The sequence below is a fragment of the Pectobacterium parvum genome, assembly GCF_020971565.1.
In the GTDB taxonomy this organism is placed as follows: domain Bacteria; phylum Pseudomonadota; class Gammaproteobacteria; order Enterobacterales; family Enterobacteriaceae; genus Pectobacterium; species Pectobacterium polare.
This window is the reverse complement of the sequence record NZ_CP087392.1, coordinates 263471-283376: the sequence shown is the minus strand read 5'-3', so window position 1 is coordinate 283376 and position 19906 is coordinate 263471. Positions and strand designations below refer to the sequence as shown.

Annotated in this window: 15 protein-coding genes and 1 pseudogene; 7 read left to right on the top strand and 9 right to left on the bottom strand. The window is 54.2% G+C overall.

Annotated features, from left to right (window positions below; all coding sequences use genetic code 11):
- Window positions 1-22 precede the first annotated feature (22 nt).
- The 8 genes from LOZ86_RS01215 to LOZ86_RS01180 form a co-directional block, all read right to left on the bottom strand.
- Window positions 23-385: a YibL family ribosome-associated protein gene (locus tag LOZ86_RS01215; protein WP_039483242.1), complete on the bottom strand. Its 363-nt coding sequence runs from the start codon at window positions 383-385 to the stop codon at window positions 23-25.
- 214 nt (window positions 386-599) lie between these two features.
- On the bottom strand, window positions 600-1166 hold the full coding sequence (locus LOZ86_RS01210; RefSeq protein WP_131522958.1) for an MltR family transcriptional regulator: 567 nt from the start codon (window positions 1164-1166) through the stop codon (window positions 600-602).
- A gap of 116 nt (window positions 1167-1282) precedes the next feature.
- Window positions 1283-2431, bottom strand: a complete 1149-nt coding sequence (locus LOZ86_RS01205; RefSeq protein WP_039483245.1) for a mannitol-1-phosphate 5-dehydrogenase — start codon at window positions 2429-2431, stop codon at window positions 1283-1285.
- A 61-nt stretch (window positions 2432-2492) separates the two neighbouring features.
- Window positions 2493-4403, bottom strand: a complete 1911-nt coding sequence (locus LOZ86_RS01200) for a PTS mannitol transporter subunit IICBA (RefSeq protein ID WP_230242776.1) — start codon at window positions 4401-4403, stop codon at window positions 2493-2495.
- A 436-nt stretch (window positions 4404-4839) separates the two neighbouring features.
- Window positions 4840-5556, bottom strand: a complete 717-nt coding sequence (locus LOZ86_RS01195; protein WP_039483249.1) for a DUF3053 domain-containing protein — start codon at window positions 5554-5556, stop codon at window positions 4840-4842.
- 325 nt (window positions 5557-5881) lie between these two features.
- Entirely contained in the window at window positions 5882-7951 is a 2070-nt protein-coding gene (gene glyS / locus LOZ86_RS01190; RefSeq protein WP_039513354.1) for a glycine--tRNA ligase subunit beta, read from the bottom strand.
- A gap of 9 nt (window positions 7952-7960) precedes the next feature.
- A complete protein-coding gene (glyQ, locus tag LOZ86_RS01185; protein ID WP_230242775.1) occupies window positions 7961-8875 on the bottom strand; it encodes a glycine--tRNA ligase subunit alpha in 915 nt (304 codons plus the stop codon).
- 126 nt (window positions 8876-9001) lie between these two features.
- Window positions 9002-9808 (bottom strand): sulfite exporter TauE/SafE family protein, encoded by an 807-nt coding sequence (locus LOZ86_RS01180; RefSeq protein WP_039483253.1) that lies wholly within the window; start codon window positions 9806-9808, stop codon window positions 9002-9004.
- A 301-nt stretch (window positions 9809-10109) separates the two neighbouring features.
- Here LOZ86_RS01180 and LOZ86_RS01175 point away from each other — a divergent pair, with 301 nt between their 5' ends.
- The gene (locus tag LOZ86_RS01175; RefSeq protein ID WP_039483256.1) at window positions 10110-10673 is read left to right on the top strand and encodes a DNA-3-methyladenine glycosylase I; all 564 of its coding nucleotides are present in this window, start codon (window positions 10110-10112) and stop codon (window positions 10671-10673) included.
- Window positions 10670-11157, top strand: a pseudogene (locus LOZ86_RS01170) (N-acetyltransferase). The gene LOZ86_RS01175 and the pseudogene LOZ86_RS01170 overlap by 4 nt, the downstream one beginning before the upstream one ends.
- A 20-nt stretch (window positions 11158-11177) precedes the next feature.
- On the opposite strand, the gene LOZ86_RS01165 reads toward LOZ86_RS01170, so the two are convergent.
- Window positions 11178-13139 carry a methyl-accepting chemotaxis protein gene (locus LOZ86_RS01165; RefSeq protein ID WP_039483258.1) on the bottom strand — a complete coding sequence of 654 codons (1962 nt, stop codon included), beginning with the start codon at window positions 13137-13139 and terminating at the stop codon, window positions 11178-11180.
- 340 nt (window positions 13140-13479) lie between these two features.
- On the opposite strand from LOZ86_RS01165, the gene ghrB reads away from it, so the two are divergent.
- The 5 genes from ghrB (at window position 13480) to LOZ86_RS01140 (ending at window position 19868) form a co-directional block, all read left to right on the top strand.
- Complete coding sequence (gene ghrB / locus LOZ86_RS01160) at window positions 13480-14442, top strand: glyoxylate/hydroxypyruvate reductase GhrB (protein WP_039483362.1); 963 nt, start codon at window positions 13480-13482, stop codon at window positions 14440-14442.
- A 308-nt stretch (window positions 14443-14750) separates the two neighbouring features.
- Window positions 14751-16388 carry a TIGR04028 family ABC transporter substrate-binding protein gene (locus LOZ86_RS01155; protein ID WP_039513352.1) on the top strand — a complete coding sequence of 546 codons (1638 nt, stop codon included), beginning with the start codon at window positions 14751-14753 and terminating at the stop codon, window positions 16386-16388.
- Window positions 16389-16408: 20 nt separating this feature from the next.
- Complete coding sequence (locus LOZ86_RS01150; protein WP_039483264.1) at window positions 16409-17353, top strand: ABC transporter permease; 945 nt, start codon at window positions 16409-16411, stop codon at window positions 17351-17353.
- Window positions 17350-18210, top strand: coding sequence for an ABC transporter permease (locus LOZ86_RS01145; RefSeq protein ID WP_039483266.1), 861 nt, complete (start codon window positions 17350-17352; stop codon window positions 18208-18210). The genes LOZ86_RS01150 and LOZ86_RS01145 overlap by 4 nt, the downstream gene beginning before the upstream one ends.
- A complete protein-coding gene (locus LOZ86_RS01140) occupies window positions 18207-19868 on the top strand; it encodes a dipeptide ABC transporter ATP-binding protein (RefSeq protein WP_165707380.1) in 1662 nt (553 codons plus the stop codon). The genes LOZ86_RS01145 and LOZ86_RS01140 overlap by 4 nt, the downstream gene beginning before the upstream one ends.
- The last annotated feature ends 38 nt before the right edge of the window (window positions 19869-19906 follow it).

Genomic DNA, 19906 nt, shown 5'->3' with positions numbered 1-19906 from the left:
CGGCCTGCGCAGAGAAGAAACCTTAGAACGGTTTCGGCGCGAAGCCTGTCATCTCTTTTAAATCCATCTCGCGCCCCAGAGCCGTCATCGGGTGCACTACCACCAAACCGCGAACGCTTTTCTTCAACGTTCCCATATCAGCTTGCTCTTTTTTAGTAATCGCACGTTTGAAAGGCAGGTTCGCCAGTTTCTGTGCTTCTTTGCTGAGCTTCTGTTCTCTCACGTTACGCAGGCGCTCGATTTCAGCCGTTAGCTTCTCGCAGGCCTCCAGATTGAGGGCGATTGCTTCAGCATCACCTTGTTCCAGCAGCGTGGTCTGCTTATGCGTCAGCTTATCCAATTGGTCGCTAAGGCGTTTGATCTCTGCTTTTTCCTGCTCTTTCATAAAAGATAACCTATATAACGGGAGAATAATGCGGGGCACAGCATACACTATACGCTAAATAATTCGAGTTGCGTGAAGGCGGGAACCGCACGCCCCCCGGAGCTTACTCGGGTAAGTGACTGCGTTGAGTAAGACCAGCCACACCTATGCCGCGTGAAGGATGGCAAGTATAAACGCCTGACATGACGCAATGACGTAATAAAACAGAGTGGGATTAAAACGCCTTTTTCAGACTGATTTGCGCAATCAAGGTGGTCAGGGATAGCACCAGCGTGGAACGCACCATCTGCTGATAACGCTGCCGCTGCATACTCACCAAAAGCGGATCGGCGGCGTCGGCCCCCAGCGGCAAGGCAGGCTCTGTAGGCAACGCCGCCACGCAGTGCAGCTCGCCGATAGGCCCCAGAATTTCATCATCGGTAAAACGGTAATGCCGATCGTCATGTGCCAGCTCTTCGCCAAGCGCCATTAACAGCTCCGCATCTTCGTACTCTTTACGGCTGATCATTCCCAGGCCATAAATCAGTTTCAGGCGCACGGAAAGGTCGCCCAGCGGGCCCGTTCCCGTCATCAGGGGTTCAACGGCATACTTCACCGCATAGTCATCTTTACGGAACACCTGCAACATCAGGATACTGACCGCTTCAGCCAGCAATTCGACGGCGCAGAGCATAAAGTCGCGCACGGTCTTCCCTGAGTTCAGCGCTTCCAGAACCCGGTTTTCAAACGCCTGTGTTTCTTCCATCGTCACTTCTCGACCCTTTAACCCCGCCCACAGCATCCCCATCTCGGCAACATGCTTACCGGCAGGTGTGGCGACATCCTATCCCCGACGTCGCCCGTATACCTTACACCGTGTCGAAAAGACCACACCTGCCTGATGACGAGACACGCCGATTACTGCATGGCGTTATACACATTCACTGCTTGCGCGACAACCTCGCTGTCAGCATCCAGACCAGAAATCTGCACCAGCGCCGCCTGCGGCCCCTGAGTACGGATTAACTCAGCCAGTTCCAACGCCTGCGGATCCTGTTCACTGCGATAATGCATCGCGGCAGCAATACCGGTAATCAGGTTGTCATGCGGCAACTGGTATTCCAGCGTGCCGAGCAGCGGCTTGATCAAACGGTCGCCTGCGCTCAGCTTGCGCAGCGGCTGGCGGCCAACGCGCTCTACGTCATCGTGCAAATGCGGGTTTTCAAAGCGGCTGAGAATCTTGTTGATATAGGCGGCATGCTTATCCGCATCAAAACCGTAGCGCTTGATGAGTACCGCACCGCTCTCTTCCATTGCGCCTTTGACCACGGCTCTGACTTTCGGATCGAGAATCGCATCACGAATCGTTTGATGACGCGCCTGCTGGCCGAGGTAGGCCGTAATCGCATGGCCAGTGTTCAGCGTGAAGAGCTTACGCTCGACAAACGCCATCAGATTGTCGGTCAGTTCCATACCGGGAATCGCTGGCGGCTCACCGCAGAACTGGGTTTTATCGACAATCCATTCGCTGAAGGTTTCTACCGTCACCGCCAGCACATCGTCACTACCGGCTTCGGAAGGAGGAACGATGCGATCCACGGCGGAATCCACGAATCCGACATGCTCAACAACCCATTCCTGATGACCTTCCGGCAGCAGTTTCAACACATGCTGTTTTAACTGGCTGGTGCCACGCACCATATTTTCACAGGCAATAATGTTCAACGGCCGGGTATTACCGTCGTTATGACGCTTAACCAGCCCCTGAGCGATAGTTCCGGCGATTTTTTCCAGAATCTGCGGCCCCACAGCGGTCGTCACCAGATCGGCCACGGCAATCAGCGCGACAGCATCCTGGCTGCCGCTGTGAACGGCGCTAACGTTGCTAACGGTATCAACCTGCGTGTTATCACCGACAATCCGCACCGTGTAGCTTGTACGGCTGTTCAGGGCATCCAACAGCGGCTGATTGACGTCAGCGAATGTCAGTTCGACGTTGGCATCAGCCAACAATTTTCCAATAAACCCACGGCCAATATTACCCGCGCCAAAGTGTAATGCTTTCATGAGACATAACCTTAAAAAAACATAAAAAGAGGCCGCCCGCAGGCGGCCCTAGCCACATCAATTAGGCACTCTTTTTACCGGAGAGTAAGTCGAGTACTTCCTGAACATCCTGGGTCTGTGCCAGACGTTCAATGACGGCATCATCATCCAGCGCGTTGGTCAGACTGGTGATGACCTGAATATGTTCGTTGTTGCGAGCGGCAATACCGATAACCAGACGCGCAACCTCATCCTCTTCATCGCCAAAGCGGACACCTTCAGGATATTGGCAGAAGACAACGCCCGTTTTCAGCACGCGGTCTTTCGCTTCAATCGTGCCGTGCGGCACAGCAATCGACTCGCCCAGATAGGTGGAGGTCAGCTTTTCACGTTCCAACATCGCTTCAACATACGCAGGCTCGACATAGCCGCCTTTCACCAGTTGCTCACCGGCGAAACGGATTGCCTGCTCTTTGTCTGTCGCATGCTGATTCAGGAACACATTGCCTGCACCCAGTTGGAACAGGTTAGTCTGTGCGTCGGCTAGAGCAGCAGGTGCTGACGTCACGACGGCTTCAGACTTCACGGCACCCTGTGCTGCGGTAAGACGTGCTACCAGATCGCTATACAGACCGCTATCAAGGAAGTTAGTCAGAGAAATGTGCTGTGCCTGCGGCGCATGACGCATCGCACGTTCGGTCAGATCGCGGTGCGTAATCACCAGATCGACATCGTCCGGCAGACTATTGATCGCGCTGTTAGTCACCGAAATGTTGGCCAGCCCGGCATCCTGAACCTTCTTACGCAGCACACCCGCACCCATCGCGCTGGAACCCAGACCGGCGTCACACGCTACGATGATTTTACGCACGGTGCTCATATCACCGCTGACACCAGCGTTAGTCGCCGTGCCTTTAGAAGACGCTTTCATTTCCTGCATGCGGCGCGTTGCGTCGCCCAGGTCTTCTTCTTTTTGCTTGGTGCTTTTCAGCAGAATCGCCGACACAAGGAAGGACACTGCGAAAGCCGCTGCGATGGCCGCGAGGTTAGCGAAGTAAGCGCCTTTTGGCGTCATCGCCAGCACCGCCAGAATGGAACCTGGAGACGCAGGAGAAACCAAACCGCCACCCAGCACGCTCAGCGTAAACACGCCGGTCATCCCACCCAGAATCACCGCAATAATCAGACGCGGATTCATCAGCACATAAGGGAAGTAGATTTCGTGAATCCCGCCCAGGAAGTGGATAATCGCCGCACCTGGTGCTGACTCTTTCGCGTTACCACGACCGAAGAACATGTAAGCCATCAGCACGCCCATACCCGGGCCTGGGTTCGCTTCGATCAGGAAGAAAATAGATTTGCCGGTTTCCGTCGCCTGCTGAATGCCCAGCGGTGAGAAGATACCGTGGTTAATGGCGTTGTTCAGGAACAGGATTTTCGCCGGTTCAACGAAGATGGACGTAAGCGGCAGCAGGTTATTCTGTACCATCAGGTTAACGCCGGAAGCCAGCACCTGAGAGAAGACTTCAACCAGCGGACCAATTGCCAAAAATGACAGGATGGCCAACAACATACCGATGATACCGGCAGAGAAGTTGTTGACCAGCATTTCAAAGCCGCTTTTGATTTTACCGTCGACCATGTGGTCAAAACGCTTGATCGCCCAGCCGCCCAACGGGCCCACAATCATGGCGCCGAGGAACATCGGGATATCCGTCCCGACGATCACACCCCTCGTCGTAATGGCACCCACCACACCACCACGCTCACCGAATACAAGACGTCCACCGGTATAACCAATCAGCAATGGCAGCAAATAGGTAATCATCGGACCGACGAGCTTCGCCAACGTTTCATTGGGGAACCAGCCGGTAGGGATAAACAGCGCGGTAATAATACCCCAGGCGATAAATGCGCCAATGTTGGGCATCACCATATTGCTGAGGAAGCGACCAAAGTTTTGCACTTTGATCTTAATATCTGGTGAAAGCATAAAAACACACCCCTATTGAAACGCGCTAACAATAAGAGCGCGTGGTAATTATCGTGAGACGGCGTGGCAATAAAAGCACCGATTACCACAAGAAGACTTCCGTCATTATTACTGTATGCAGCGCGGACTCTAACACGCTGTTTTCATACCGCAACTCCATGGCGGTAACGTGACAAAAATCACACAACCACCCTACATCAACGATACAAATAGGTGATTTACTTCACAAAAAATCGTTAAAAATGAAAAACTAAACAGATTTTTAGACAAACACCGCGCTTTATATGTGATTCAAGTCACACTTTACAGGCATGTATTTGTTTTATTTATGTGATGTTAATCACAATTTATTTTTACCCTCTCACCAGCCACACGCATCTTACCCAGAATAGCTCTCTGCCCTATTGCATCGCTAAAGTGCCGGAGCACGATGCGGTTAGGGATAATTCACGCCAGTTATTCCTCTGAGCGCATTCATTAAATTCTGCTGCTGTAGAGGTAGCGCTGCCACCATGCTGTTATATTGCGCCACCTGTTGCGGCGTACGGAATTGCACAGACGCGCCATTAAACACAGCCTGATCGCCCTGAGCCTGAAGGAAATCGCCGATCTGAATCAGGCTTTGTGCGAAGGCAATCGCATTCGGAATGGCGGGTAACAGCGCATTGGTGGGCTGTATTACCGTGCGTGCATACAACCGCTCATAGGGTATCTGCACCTCTTCGGGCTGTTTTAGCAGCCGGTGGGTGTTGTCCGCCTGCACTTTCGCCGCCTGCACATGCTGGCTCAACAGGTTCATTGCCCCGATGGATTGGCGAAGGTCGTCACGCTGCGTCAGATAGTCTTTAGGGACGCGAATGCGGGAAATTTGCCCCAGCATCGGCGTCAAACTGCCGGACACCGCCTGATTAAACTGCTGAGAAAAGGTGGTTAAAATCGCGTAATCGTTGGTGAAATTGCCAAAACTCTTCTTCTGCTCTTCCGTCAGTGTCGGCAATTTCCCATCCTGCTGCGACTGCACGCTTTGCAGGAACGCAACGAATGCCTTCCGCTGATCGGCTTCGCTGTCACCACAGGCAGCCAACTGCAATGCCGCCAGAATAACCAGAACTGGCAACAGCCAGCGTGAACGGTACGTCATCAGCCTTCTCATTCCCTACTCCTGTTATGCTTACTGCCCCGCCAGCCGTGCTTTACTCAGACAAAAACACGCTGACGACGGATTTTCCATGACAAGATTTTCTACGACATAAGCATAGTCGAATCAGGCCGGCTGTGCAGGAAAAGGCCAGGTCTGACAACGAATACCGATTGTTTAAGCATCGAGAGACACGGGACGACCATCGGATTTTGCCAACGGAGTCGCTGGTCGATACGGATCGAAACCACGGGGTGGGGGGACATCTGTAATGCGGAAAAAAATAACCCCCGAACGGGCGAACCGACTCGGGGGTTGGGATTACGTAACGCTATTGTCGTTATTGCAGGACGGAAATATCTGCAACCTGCAAGAACAGCTCACGCAGTTGGCTCAGCAGCGTCAGGCGGTTCACTCGAACCTGCTCATCTTCCGCCATGACCATCACCTGATCGAAGAACGCATCGACAGGCTCACGCAGTGAGGCCAGCTCAACCAGCGCTTCCTGATAGCGACCTTCAGCGAACAGCGGCGTCAGTTTGTCGCGCAGCACGACAAGGTGCGTGGCCAGCGTAATTTCTGCCGCGTCTTTCAATACGGCAGCATTGACGCTCTCGTTCAGCGTATCGGTAGACTTCGCCAAAATGTTGGAAACGCGCTTGTTAGCCGCTGCCAGCGCCGCGGCGGCATCCAGCGAACGGAAGTGGCTGACGGCTTTGACGCGGGCATCGAAATCGGCTGGACGGGTAGGACGACGCGCCAATACCGCCTGAATGGTATCCACGCTGTGGCCTTCTTCCTGATACCAGGCGCGGAAGCGGCCGAGCATGAACTCAATCACGTCATCCACAACCTTGGCATTAGACAGCTTATCGCCATACAAACGCACCGCTTCTTCGGTCAGCGTCTGCAAATCGAGCGGCAGACGTTTCTCGACGATGATGCGCAGCACACCGAGGGCGGCACGACGTAGCGCAAATGGGTCTTTGTCACCTTTCGGGTGTTGCCCGATGCCAAAAATCCCTGCCAGCGAATCCATCTTGTCGGCAATTGCCAGCGCACACGCCACCGCAGAAGACGGCAGTTCGTCACCCGCAAAGCGCGGCTGATATTGCTCATTCAACGCAACGGCAACATCTTCCGCTTCGCCATCATGACGCGCATAGTGCATCCCCATCACGCCCTGCGTGTCGGTGAATTCGAACACCATGTTGGTCATCAGGTCACACTTGGACAGCAGACCCGCACGCGTCGCGTGATTCACATCAGCACCAATCTGACCAGCAACCCAGCCAGCCAACGCCTGAATACGGTCAGTTTTGTCGCGCAATGAACCTAACTGCTGCTGGAACAAGACGGTTTCCAGACGCGGCAGATGATCTTCCAAACGCTTCTTACGGTCAGTATTGAAGAAGAATTCGGCGTCAGCCAGACGCGGGCGCACCACTTTTTCGTTACCGGAAATAATCTGCTGTGGATCTTTGGATTCGATATTGGCAACAAAGATGAAGTTTGGTAGCAGATTGCCGCTGTTGTCGTAAACCGGGAAATACTTCTGGTCACCTTTCATGGTGTAAACCAGCGCTTCGGACGGCACAGCGAGGAATTTTTCTTCAAATTTCGCAGTCAGCACCACTGGCCATTCCACCAGCGAAGTGACTTCTTCCAGCAGGCTCTCGCTCAGATCGGCATTGCCGCCAATCTTGCGTGCAGCTTCTTCTGCATCAGCTTTGATTTTAGCTTTACGCGTATCGTAGTCGGCGACGACTTTACCGCGCTCCAGCAGAATCTGCGGATACTGCTCGGCGTTATCGATCGTAAATTCAGCTTCGCCCATAAAACGGTGGCCGCGAAGAGTACGAGCGGAATTGATACCCAACACCTGACCGGGGATCAGTTCTTCACCCAGCAGCATGGTTACCGTGTGAACCGGACGCACGAACTGCGTTTCTTTGTCGCTCCAGCGCATCAATTTTGGAATCGGCAGCTTCGATAATGCGGTGCTTACCATGCCAGCCAGCAGCGCCTGTGCCTGTTCGCCTTTCGCGTGGGCACGATACAGCAGCCACTCGCCTTTATCGGTCGTCAAACGTTCAGCTTGCTCAACGGTGATACCACAGCCACGCGCCCAGCCTTCTGCCGCTTTGGTCGGCTTGCCTTCAGCATCAAACGCTTGTGAAATCGCCGGACCACGTTTTTCTACTTCACGATCGGGCTGAGAGGCGCTTAAGCGTGCCACTTTCAGCGCCAGACGGCGCGGTGCGGCAAACCAGCTTACGTCACCGTGTGCCAGATTGGCGGCATCCAGCTCCGCCGTGAAATTAGCGGCAAAGGATTCTGCCAGATTACGGAGAGCCTTCGGCGGCAGCTCTTCCGTGCCAATTTCCACCAGAAAAGTCTTGTCAGTCATGGCTGCCTCTTAGCTCTCTTTCTTATTACACATCGGGAAACCCAGCGCCTCACGCGAGGCATAGTAGGCTTCCGCGACCGCTTTGGTCAGGGTACGAATACGCAGAATGTAGCGCTGGCGCTCGGTAACTGAGATCGCTTTACGCGCATCCAGCAGGTTAAAGCTGTGCGCCGCTTTCAGAATGCGTTCGTAAGCCGGTAAAGGCAGCGGTTTTTCCAGCGCCAGCAGGTGCTGCGCTTCTTTCTCATATTGCTCGAAGCAGCTGAACAGGAAATCGACATCAGCGTGTTCAAAGTTGTAGGTCGATTGCTCAACTTCGTTTTGATGGAACACGTCGCCGTAGGTGGTTTTCCCTAACGGGCCATCGCTCCAGACCAGATCGTAAACGCTATCAACGCCCTGAATGTACATCGCCAGGCGTTCCAGGCCGTAGGTGATCTCACCGGTCACTGGTTTACATTCCAAACCGCCAACCTGCTGGAAGTAGGTAAACTGCGTGACTTCCATACCGTTCAACCAGACTTCCCAGCCCAGGCCCCATGCGCCCAGCGTTGGGTTTTCCCAGTTGTCTTCCACGAAGCGGATATCGTGAATGGTCGGATCCATGCCCAGTTCTTTCAGAGAACCGAGATACAGCTCCTGAATATTTTCCGGTGATGGCTTAATGACGACCTGAAACTGGTAATAGTGCTGTAAGCGGTTCGGGTTTTCGCCGTAGCGCCCATCGGTCGTACGACGAGAAGGCTGCACGTAGGCGGCAGCCATCGGCTCCGGTCCCAGTGCCCGCAGGCAGGTCATAGGGTGTGAAGTGCCTGCGCCGACTTCCATGTCCAATGGTTGAACAATGGTGCAGCCCTGGCGAGCCCAATAATCCTGTAACGTCAGGATCAGGCCCTGGAAGGTCTTGGTATCAAACTTTTGCATGTTGGATTCGCGCGCGATACAAGTGGATTTATAAGGAATTCGCCAGTATACCCTCTGACCGCAAGATATACAGCCAGAATGCGGCAACAAGTGCAAATCCCCGCCATCATCTTTTAAATTTCAGGATCAGCCTGAAAAAACGGTCTGCAACATCTTCAGGCTCAGCAGCAACAGCAGCGCGGCAAAGGCCTTTTTCAGCGTCGCCACAGGCAGACGGTGCGCCAAACGAGCCCCAACGGGCGCGGTGAAGAAGCTGACGGCAGAAATCAAGAGAACAGCGGGCAGAGAGACATAGCCGACGCTGTAGTCAGGCAACCCAGTCGACGACCAGCCGTTAATCATGTAGCCCAGCGCACCGGAAAGAGCAATCGGTAACCCGACCGCCGCCGATGTGCCAATCGCCTGCTGAATACGGACGTTACACCACGTCAGGAACGGCACAGTGAGTGACCCGCCGCCGATAGCCACTAGCGCCGAAATACTGCCGATGACCAATCCCGCCAGCGAAACGCCTGCCGTACCGGGCAGTTGGCGCTGCGGTTTTGGTTTGATATTCAGCACCATTTGCAGCGCAACGTAGGCCATAAAGCAGGAGAAAAAGATCGCCAGCGTCCGCGTCGGCAGCAGCGTCGCCAGCCAGGTAGCCGCGAATGTCCCTATCAGGATGGCAGGCGTAATCCTCACCACCACAGGCCAAAGCACCGCCTGATGTTGATGATGGGTACGTAGGCTGGAAATTGCCGTGACGACGATGGCCGCCATTGACGTTCCCAACGCCAGATGCACCAAATGCGTATTATCCACACCCTGCGCGGCAAACAGCGCCGTTAGCACTGGCACCATAATCCCACCGCCACCAATGCCCAATAACCCCGCCATAAAACCTACCACCGCGCCTAATGCCAGATAGGCTGCTATCCACTCTACTGCCATTCCCTGTACCCCTGTCTCTTGTCTATGTTTTTCTTATGATCGATTAAACAGCTTTGAACTAATAAACCAGCCCTGAGCTAATGAACAGCCTTGAGCGAATAAATAAACAGCCCTGAGCTGTTGGCAAAACATTATTCATGATTCCGCGACGACTTTCTGCCCCAACCGCAAACGGCCTTTCATATCTGCGAGCACGCCCGCAAAACACTGGTTGCATATACAGCATCATAAGTGCCATGATCGAATCCTACTGCGACAGACCGCCTTACAATGAACGGCTCACCCTAATCAGGAGAAAGGTATGCAACGCTGCGGCTGGGTTACACAAGACACCTTATATCAGGATTACCACGATAACGAGTGGGGGAAGCCCTGCACCGACAGCCAGAAGCTGTTTGAGTTACTGTGTCTGGAGGGTCAGCAGGCGGGTCTTTCCTGGATCACCGTCCTGAAAAAACGCGAACACTATCGTCGTTGCTTCCACCAGTTCGATCCTGAGCAAGTGGCACAGATGACGCAGGATGACGTGGATCGGCTGGTGCAGGACAGCAGCATTATCCGCCATCGCGGAAAAATCGAGGCGATTATCACCAATGCAAAAGTGTGGGTGGCGATGGAAAGTCAGGGTGAAAGCTTCTCGCACTTCATTTGGTCTTTCGTCGAACACCAACCGCGTCTCAATCACCCCACTTCGCTCGCAGAAGTACCAGCCAAAACCGACATTTCGGATGCCATGTCCAAAGCCCTGAAGAAACGCGGCTTCAAATTTATCGGTTCAACCATCTGTTATGCCTTCATGCAGGCGGGTGGATTGGTCAACGACCATGTCACCGACTGCTTTTGTCATCAGGAAAGCACCTCATGATTCGACCTTACCGCGACCCCGATCTTGCCCCGCTGATGCAGCTTTGGCTAAAGAGCACCACGCTGGCACATCCGTTTATTCGTGAAGGTTTATTCATGAAGATAACGGGCAAGAAAGTACCAGCGCGGTACGTGAGATCTATATTCCCCAGTCGCAGACTTGGGTTTATGAGCAGCAGGGAAGCCTCATCGGCTTTATCAGCGTGCTGGAGGAACGGTTCATTGGCGCGCTGTTTGTGGAACAAGCCTATTATGGAAAGCAGATTGGCACAGCGCTGATCCAGCATGTTCAGGCACAGTACCCCTTACTCAGTCTGGAAGTGTATCAGCAGAATACGCGCGCCTGCCGGTTCTACCATAAGCAGGGGTTTGCCATCGTTGAGGAAAACGTCAATCAGGATACACAGGCCACCGCGCTGATCATGCAGTGGACGAATGAGGGAGCAACCAATGCCACTCCCTCTGGTTCAATCGATCATCTCTGAGCCATCGACTCAGCGTGATATCAGAACGTTGTCCAGTTATCGTTCCCGTTATCCCGCGACGCGAGCGTCGGCAGACGAGGCGCAGCTTTGTTGCCCGAATTCCCGTTGCCGGTGTTCGAACCTTGCAACCTTGGCAGACCGGCAACATCCGAATCAGAGATGCGGAAAACCGACATCAGTTTTGCCAGCTTCGAGGCCTGTTCCTGCAACGAATTCGCCGCGGCAGAGGATTCGCTCACCATAGAGGCATTCTGCTGGATAGTGGTATCCATTTCAGCCACCGCACTACCGATTTGCGCAATACCGCGACTCTGTTCATCCGATGCGGAGGAAATTTCGCCCATGATGTCATTCACGCGGCTCACGGAAGCCACAATGTCATCCATCGTCGTTCCCGCCCGAGAAACCAGCTCGGTTCCGGTATCGACGCGCGAAACCGATTCTGAGATCAGGCTTTCAATCTCTTTTGCCGCCTGCGAACTGCGCTGAGCAAGGCTACGAACTTCACTGGCGACCACCGCGAAGCCTCGTCCTTGTTCACCGGCTCGGGCCGCTTCCACCGCCGCGTTCAATGCCAGAATGTTGGTCTGGAACGCGATGCTATTAATGACCGTCGTGATATCAGAGATCTTTTTCGAGCTCCCTGAAATATCGCTCATGGTGTTAATCACGCGGTTAATAATATCCCCGCCACGGTTAGCGTTGGTTGAGGCTTCTCCGGCAATCTGGCTGGCATGCCGGGCATTATCGGCGTTGTTCTTCACGGTAGCCGTTAACTCTTCCATGCTGGCTGCCGTTTCTACAATCGCCGCTGATTGCTGCTCAGTACGCGATGACAAATCATTATTGCCCGATGCGATGTCAGAGGAAGCGCTCTCAACGCTGTACACGCTCTGACGAATATCAGTCATTAAATGACGTAATTTCTCCGTCATCACCATCATGGCTGTCGTTAATTGCCCCAGCTCATCATGCCGTTCCACCGTGACATTCGCTGAAAGATCGCCACCTGCAATCCGTTCCGCCAGTTTCAGGTTGGTGATAATAGGTCGGGTAATTTGTCGAGTGACAGACCATGCGATCAATAAACCGAATACGATGGCAATCGCCCCTAAAATCAGCGTTTGCAGCACGGAACTATTGATAATGTCATCATTCTTCGCACCGAGCTTTTGCAGAATACTGCCGATATCGCTCGTCATTCTGTCTCCGGTTGCCCGGAATTTAACATCTGTGGTTTTTAACTGCCCCAGCCGCGCGTAGTACTGCTCTGCCGTTTGATGATAATTTTCAAATGCTTGCCAAAATGAATCCACTACGCGACGGCGATCGTCGCTGACCGACGAGGCTAATGCATCGTAGGATGTCTTAGATTCGGCATAGACCTGCTTCTGCGCGTTAAACGCCGCTTCACTATTCTCTCTTTGTAAGGTGTAGGTGCTGTTGACCAGTTTCAGGAACAACAGCGAGAAGGCTTCCTTCTGCATAGACAACGCATTTTCATCCGCGCCGACAGAGAGATTGGTCATAAATGCGGTTAACGCATCGGAGGCATTCATCTGGCTGATTTTCTTTGCCGTCTCGACCACCGCGTTTGCGGCCGTTTTCATGGTATTCAGATCGGTATCATAATCTGCAAAATCTTGATCAAGTTTATTAAAATCAGACAGATATTCTGTTTCCCACGTGAGTGCTTTCGCTTTTTCTTTTTGCTGGCTTGCCTGACTAATGTAGGTATTGAGATTCTTGATATTGTCATCCGCAAAGGTGAATGAATATTTTACCCTCGCCATTTTTGACTGATCGAGATAGTGATTCATTTCATTCAAAATTGTCGTTTTAACATACAGATCGTGGATGATAAAAAATCGTACAGCGCCAACGCCAGACGCGATCATGACCAACAACAGGACAATCCCGAAACCGCCGTACAGCTTATGAGAAACCTTGAGGTTACTCATAATTCTGGTAAAAAAATGCATTTCCGCCCCCATTAAAAAACCATGCCTAAAACATCCCCGTAGATAGGGTTATCGGTTTTTTACGGTAATGCTTTACCTGAAAACGAGTGATAATAATCACAAAGGAAATATATTAATCAATTAGCCATAAAGAAGCCTCGCGCCGCTCGCGGGGCACCCCACATGCGGCGGTGGCGCGTCTGTCTGCGATCGTTCATCATCGCAATCGTGCAAATCCCCCATTAATCACGGTTAACCTTGGGCAGATGCGGGGGCAGTATCGCTTGCAGTCTCTCGCCAGCTACGCGATTATTCGATGAGCTATTTCTACGTTAACTTCCTTAATCTGCTGGAGTTTGTGATGAAACCTAGCGTTATCCTGTATAAAAAAATTGCTGACGACCTACGCGCTCGTTTAGACCAACACTTCACCGTCACTGAACTTGACGCCTTTCCCTCACTCGACCACCCTGCTCTGGCAACGGCTGAAGGCATCATTGGTTCCGGCGGTAAAGTCGATAAAGACTTCCTGCAACACGCCCCGCGTTTACGCGCAGCCTCCACCATTTCTGTCGGTTATGACACCTTTAACGTCGACGCGTTGAATGAAAAAGGGGTGATTCTCATGCACACCCCGACTGTGCTGACGGAAACGGTGGCGGATACCGTTCTGGCACTGATGCTCGCCAGCGCCCGCCGGGTCGTGGAAGTGGCCGAACGGGTCAAAGCAGGCGAATGGAAAGAAGGAGTCGGCAGCGACTGGTTTGGCACCGACGTTCACCATAAAACCATCGGTATTCTGGGGATGGGTCGCATTGGTCTGGCCGTCGCGCAGCGCGCCCACTTTGGTTTCAGCATGCCGGTTCTGTACAACGCACGCCGCCATCATGCCGAAGCGGAGCAGCGCTTTAATGCCCGCCACTGCGATCTCGATACGCTCTTGGCCGAATCTGATTTCCTCTGTATCACGCTGCCGCTCACGGCAGAAACTCACCATCTCATTGGCCGCGAACAGCTGGCGAAAATGAAACCCAGCGCCATTTTGATTAATATCGGTCGTGGTGCCGTTGTGGATGAAGAAGCACTGACGGAAGCTTTGGTGAAAGGAACAATTCAGGCCGCAGGGCTGGATGTTTTTGTCAAAGAACCACTGCCCGTCGATTCTCCACTGCTGGATTTACCTAACGTAGTAGCGCTGCCGCACATCGGTTCTGCCACGCACGAAACCCGTTACGGCATGGCCGCCTGCGCCGTTGACAACCTGATTGCCGCCCTGAGCGGTCAGGTAAAAGAAAACTGCGTAAATCCGCAGGTGTTGAAATAGCCTTAGGTCGATCTTAGCGCTGCGACGACGCTTTCGCAGCGCTGTTTCTCTCCACTCACCAAACTCATCGTTATTACACGCAAAACACTGCGATTTCTCGCAAAAACCACTCTTTTTCCTACTTAAAAACTGGATAACCAATGCCGGTTTTGTTCTTTGCTGTTTCCTGCCGCCTATGGAAATATCGACGTTAACGAGCGGTTAACGTTTCCTGCTTTACTCCCTCGTTTCAGGACGTAATCAACCTGCATATTCACCTGATAAACCAAGAAATTTAATAAAAACCATCACATGTAGGGAAAACCATCGTGGCGACTTTTTTGCATCCTCATCAGAAACTCACTATTTTTGCCTCATTGCTTCTTCTGGGTGGTGCGTTGGGCGCACAGGCAGCGAACGACGCGCCGAAAATCGGCGGCACGCTGATTTATCTGGAGCAGCAGGCGCATACCAATCTCTATACACCCGCGGGCGGGTTTTACCCGAACGGCGGCATCCTCAATCAGATTACCGATAAACTGACGTATCAGAATCCCGAAACGTTGGAGGTCGAGCCGTGGATTGCAGAATCCTGGACCATTAACGCGGATAACACCGAATACACGTTCAAGATTCGTCCCGGCGTCAGCTTCTCTGACGGCACGCCGCTGGATGCCAACGCAGTAGCGAAAAACTTCGATACCTATGGATTAGGGAATACAGCGCTCAACCAGCCGATTTCAGAGGTCATCAATAACTACCTGCGCAGTGAAGTTATCGATCCGCTCACGGTGAAATTTTACTTTAAGAAGCCGTCTCCGGGCTTTCTGCAAGGTACTGCGACCATCGGTTCCGGTCTGGTTTCTCTCAGTACGCTGGAGCGCAATTTCAATCAGTTAGGCAATGCTAAAAACATTATTGGCTCCGGCCCGTTCGTGGTGAGCAGCGAGAAACTGGGACGCGAACTGAAACTGACAGCTCGTAAGGATTACAACTGGGCTCCGGTTAAATCGAAGCATCAGGGGCGCGCCTATCTGGACGGCATTACCTATCTGGTCACCCCGGAAGACAGCGTGCGTATTGGCGCGTTGGTCTCTGGTCAGGCTGACTTCATTCGTCAGATTCAGGCCTATGATGAGAAGCGAGTACAGAGTCAGGGCTTCAATCTTTATGCCCCGCCGACGCGCGGCGTCAATAACAGCGTGGTTTTCCGCCCGGATAACCCACTGGTCGCCGATATCCGCGTGCGCCAAGCGCTGCTGCACGCCACCAACACCAAAGAGATCATCGATACGTTGTTCTCTGACAACTACCCGCAGGCCACATCACCGCTGGCTAAAACCGCCGCAGGCTATGTCGATCTCTCCAGCAAGCTCACGTTCGATCCCGCGCAGGCCAACAAACTGTTAGATGACGCAGGTTGGAAAACCGGTTCACAAGGATTGCGGCAAAAAGACGGCAAAACGCTGGAACTGACCGCCTATGAATCCCTGCCGCAGCCACAGAATAAAGAAACCTTACAGCTGGTTTCTCAACAGTGGGCAAAAGTCGGCGTGAAGCTGAATGTGCTGGCAGGCGATGCGGGTAGCAAGACCGTCGATAGCCTCGATCCGCTGAAAACCGGCGTGGCTCCCGCGATGGTAGGCCGTGCCGACCCGGATGTGCTGAAAAGCCAGTATTACCCGACGGTACGTAACGTCCTGCTGCAAAAAGGCGGTTCCAGCGACAAGGTGAACACCTTTGTAGATTCACATCTGAATACGCTGCTGGATGGCATCGCGGCGGAAACCGACCGCAGCAAGCGGCTGGCGCTGGTTGGAGAGGTGCAGAGTTACCTGATCGATCAGGCCTACGTCATTCCTATTTTTGAAGAACCGCAGGTGTTTGCGGGCGCCCCCACCACAAAAGGCATCGCGTTTGAAGCCGTTGGTCGTCCCAGCTTCTACAACACCTGGCTGGATAAGTAATACAGAAGAGAGAAGCTATCATGAACCGATATCTGGCACTGCGCATCGGTCAGGCACTGCTCGTCCTGTGGGCGGCATTTACCCTGTCTTTTATCCTGCTTCAGGCAATGCCGGGTGATGCGGTACTGATCAAATTCCAAAACCCAGAGCTCGGCCTGAGTGCCGAGCAGATCGCGCAGTTGCGGTTGTCCTACAGTGCCGATACGCCGGTAATCACACAATATTCTCATGCGATAGCCCAGCTCCTCCGTGGCGATCTCGGCCTCTCTCTTCAGGCGGGCGTGCCAGTCACTGAACTGATTGCCGCAAATCTGCCGCCCACGCTGCTGCTCGCTGTGCTGGGTTTTATTGCTGCCGGACTGCTGGCATTTGCCCTCGCGTTCTTATCGACGCTAACGCCGTTCCAGTGGCTGCGAACCGCGCTGCAATCATTGCCGTCGCTGTTTATTTCCATGCCGACCTTCTGGCTGGGCATCGTGCTGATTCAGATTTTCTCTTTCCGTCTGGGGCTGATTCCAGTGATTAACCCCGGCGAATGGGAAGGACTGATTTTGCCGGTTCTCACGCTGGCGCTGCCGATTTCTGCCCCGCTTGCTCAGGTGCTGATGCGCAGCATCGATCAGGTGCAAACCCAGCCGTTTGTTGCCGTCGCTCGCGCCAAAGGAGCCAGCCGCAGCGGCGTGCTCTGGCGACATATCGCCCGTAACGCGATGCTGCCCACGCTGACCATCGCCGGTTTGCTATTGGGTGAACTGATTGCGGGGGCACTGATTACCGAAACCGTGTTTGGCCGTAACGGGCTCGGCCAATTGACGCAGGAAGCCGTGAACTATCAGGACAGCAGCGTATTGCAGGCCATCGTGCTGATTTCTGCCGCCGCCTTTGTTGTCGTCAATCTGGCCGTCGACCTGCTCTATCCGCTTCTCGATCCGCGTCTGAAAAGAACGCCAGGAGCCACGCTATGACTACCGTACAGCTGGAAAAAATCACGTTTCCTCTTCTGCGCAAACGACCGCTTCTGCGTCGCTACGCCTTTCAGCCGGGGCTGGCGCTGGCCTGGCTGGTCATGCTGACCGTCGCACTCTGGGCGCTGTTTCCCGGCTGGTTTACTGGCTATAGCCCGACGGAAGGCATCGCAGGCGCACAGCGGCTGGCACCTGACGCCGACTACTGGCTCGGCACCGACCAACTGGGGCGCGATCTCTATGCACGCATCGTTTATGGCGCGGTGCACTCGCTTTCGGGCGCGGTTATCGCCGTCGGGCTGGGTCTGGTGCTCGGCAGCCTGTTCGGCCTGTTGGCGGGTGCCGTTGGCGGCTGGCTGGATAGCGTCGTGATGCGCAGCATTGATGTGTTGCTAGCCATTCCCGGCCTGCTGCTGGCGCTGAGCGTCATCATCCTGTTGGGTTTCGGCACGGTTAACGCCGCGATTGCCGTGGGCGTCACCTCCGTCGCCAGTTTCACCCGACTGGTGCGTTCAGAAGTGCTGCGCGTGCGCCACAGCGACTACGTCGAAGCTGCCTACGGCAGCGGCGGCACCTTTTTTAGCGTGCTGTGGAGGCACATTCTGCCGAACTCGCTGACCACCGTTTTCGCCTTTGCCGCCCTGCAATTCGGCAGCGCGATTCTGGCTATCTCCACGCTGAGCTTCCTCGGCTACGGCGCACCACCGCCCACGCCGGAATGGGGGCTTCTGATCGCCGAGGGCCGCAACTACATCGCCACTGCCTGGTGGCTAACCACCTTCCCCGGCCTGATTGTCGTACTCGTTGTGCTATCCGCTAACCGTATCAGCCAGTCGATCAGGAGGACGGAACGATGAGCCTGTCAGCCAGCTTACAAACCAGCGCAGCCGTGCCCGTGCTAGCTCTGGAGAATGTCACGATTGCCTATCGCAGCGATGACCGCGAGCAGACCGTGGTCGAAGGCGTCTCTTTCCATATTCAGCCCGGTGAAGTGGTGGCGCTGGTGGGGGAATCCGGTTCAGGGAAGACGACCACTGCGCAGGCCGTCATCGGTTTACTCGCCGAGAACGGTAGGCTCACGCGCGGTACCATTCGGCTAAACGGCGTAGATATCAGCGGCTGGTCACAGAAGCGATTGGATAGCGTGCGCGGTGCACAGATCAGCCTGATCCCACAAGATCCCACTAGCTCCCTGAATCCGGTGCAAACCATCGGCGAGCAGGTGGACGAGATTCTGCGTATTCATCAGCGGGAAGATCGCCAGACGACCCGCCAGAAAACGCTGGCGCTGCTGGAGCGCGTGGGACTAAACCAGCCGGAGCTGCGGGCGAAGCAGTATCCGCACGAGCTGTCCGGCGGCATGAAACAACGCGTCCTGATCGCAATTGCGATTGCGCTAAAACCCGCGCTGATTATTGCCGATGAGCCCACCAGCGCGCTGGATGTCACGGTGCAGAAACGTATTCTCGATCTGCTTGATGAACTGCGGCGCGAAAATGGCACGGCGGTGCTATTCGTCACGCACGATCTGGGGGTGGCGGCCGAACGCGCCGATCGGCTGCTGGTTTTCCAGAACGGCTACATTCAGGAACAGGGCCCAACGCTTGAGGTGCTCAGCGCGCCCTCAAGCCACTATGCCCGTACGCTGCTGGCGAATGTTCCGTCGCTCAACTCCAACCCGCGACCACATCGTGCCAATGCATCGGTTCCTGACATTATTGTCTCGGTCGAAAATCTGGTGCAGACCTTTCCCTTGTCGGGCCGTAAAGGGGAACATTTTCGGGCTGTGGATGATGTCTCTTTCAGCGTGGCGCGCGGCACAACGCACGCCATTGTTGGCGAGTCCGGTTCCGGTAAAACCACCACGGCGCGTAGCCTGCTCGGGTTCCATCATCCTAGTGCGGGGCGCATTCTGATCGACGGCACCGATATCACGCATCTGAAAGGTGAAGCGTTGCGTCAGTTCCGGCAAAAAATCCAACTGGTCTATCAAAACCCTTTTAGCTCGCTCGATCCGTCACAGCGGTTATACGACATCGTCGAGGAACCGCTGCGCAATTTTAATCGCCATACCGCCGCGCAGCGGGAGCGAAAAATTCATGAGATGTTCGAGCGCGTTGCCCTGCCAGTCGCGCTGCTGTCACGCAAGCCGCGTGAACTGTCTGGCGGCCAACGCCAGCGTGTCGCTATCGCCCGCGCGCTAGTGCTGGAACCTCAGGTGCTGGTGCTGGACGAAGCCGTCTCGGCGCTGGACGTCACCGTACAAGCGCAGATTCTGCGTTTGCTGGCCGAGCTACAGGAATCACTCGGGCTGACATACCTGTTCATTTCGCACGATTTAGCGGTGGTACGCCAAATCGCCGACACCGTTTCCGTGCTGTACCACGGCAAGCAGCTTGAATCCGGCCCAGTGGAGCAGATCTTCGCCCAACCCGAACATCGCTACACCCGTGAACTCATCGAGGCCATCCCTGGGCAGCAACACCCAGCTTTTGCCCGCTCACATTCACACTGAAACACATTCACTTTGAAAAAAAGTCGTACTAAACCAAG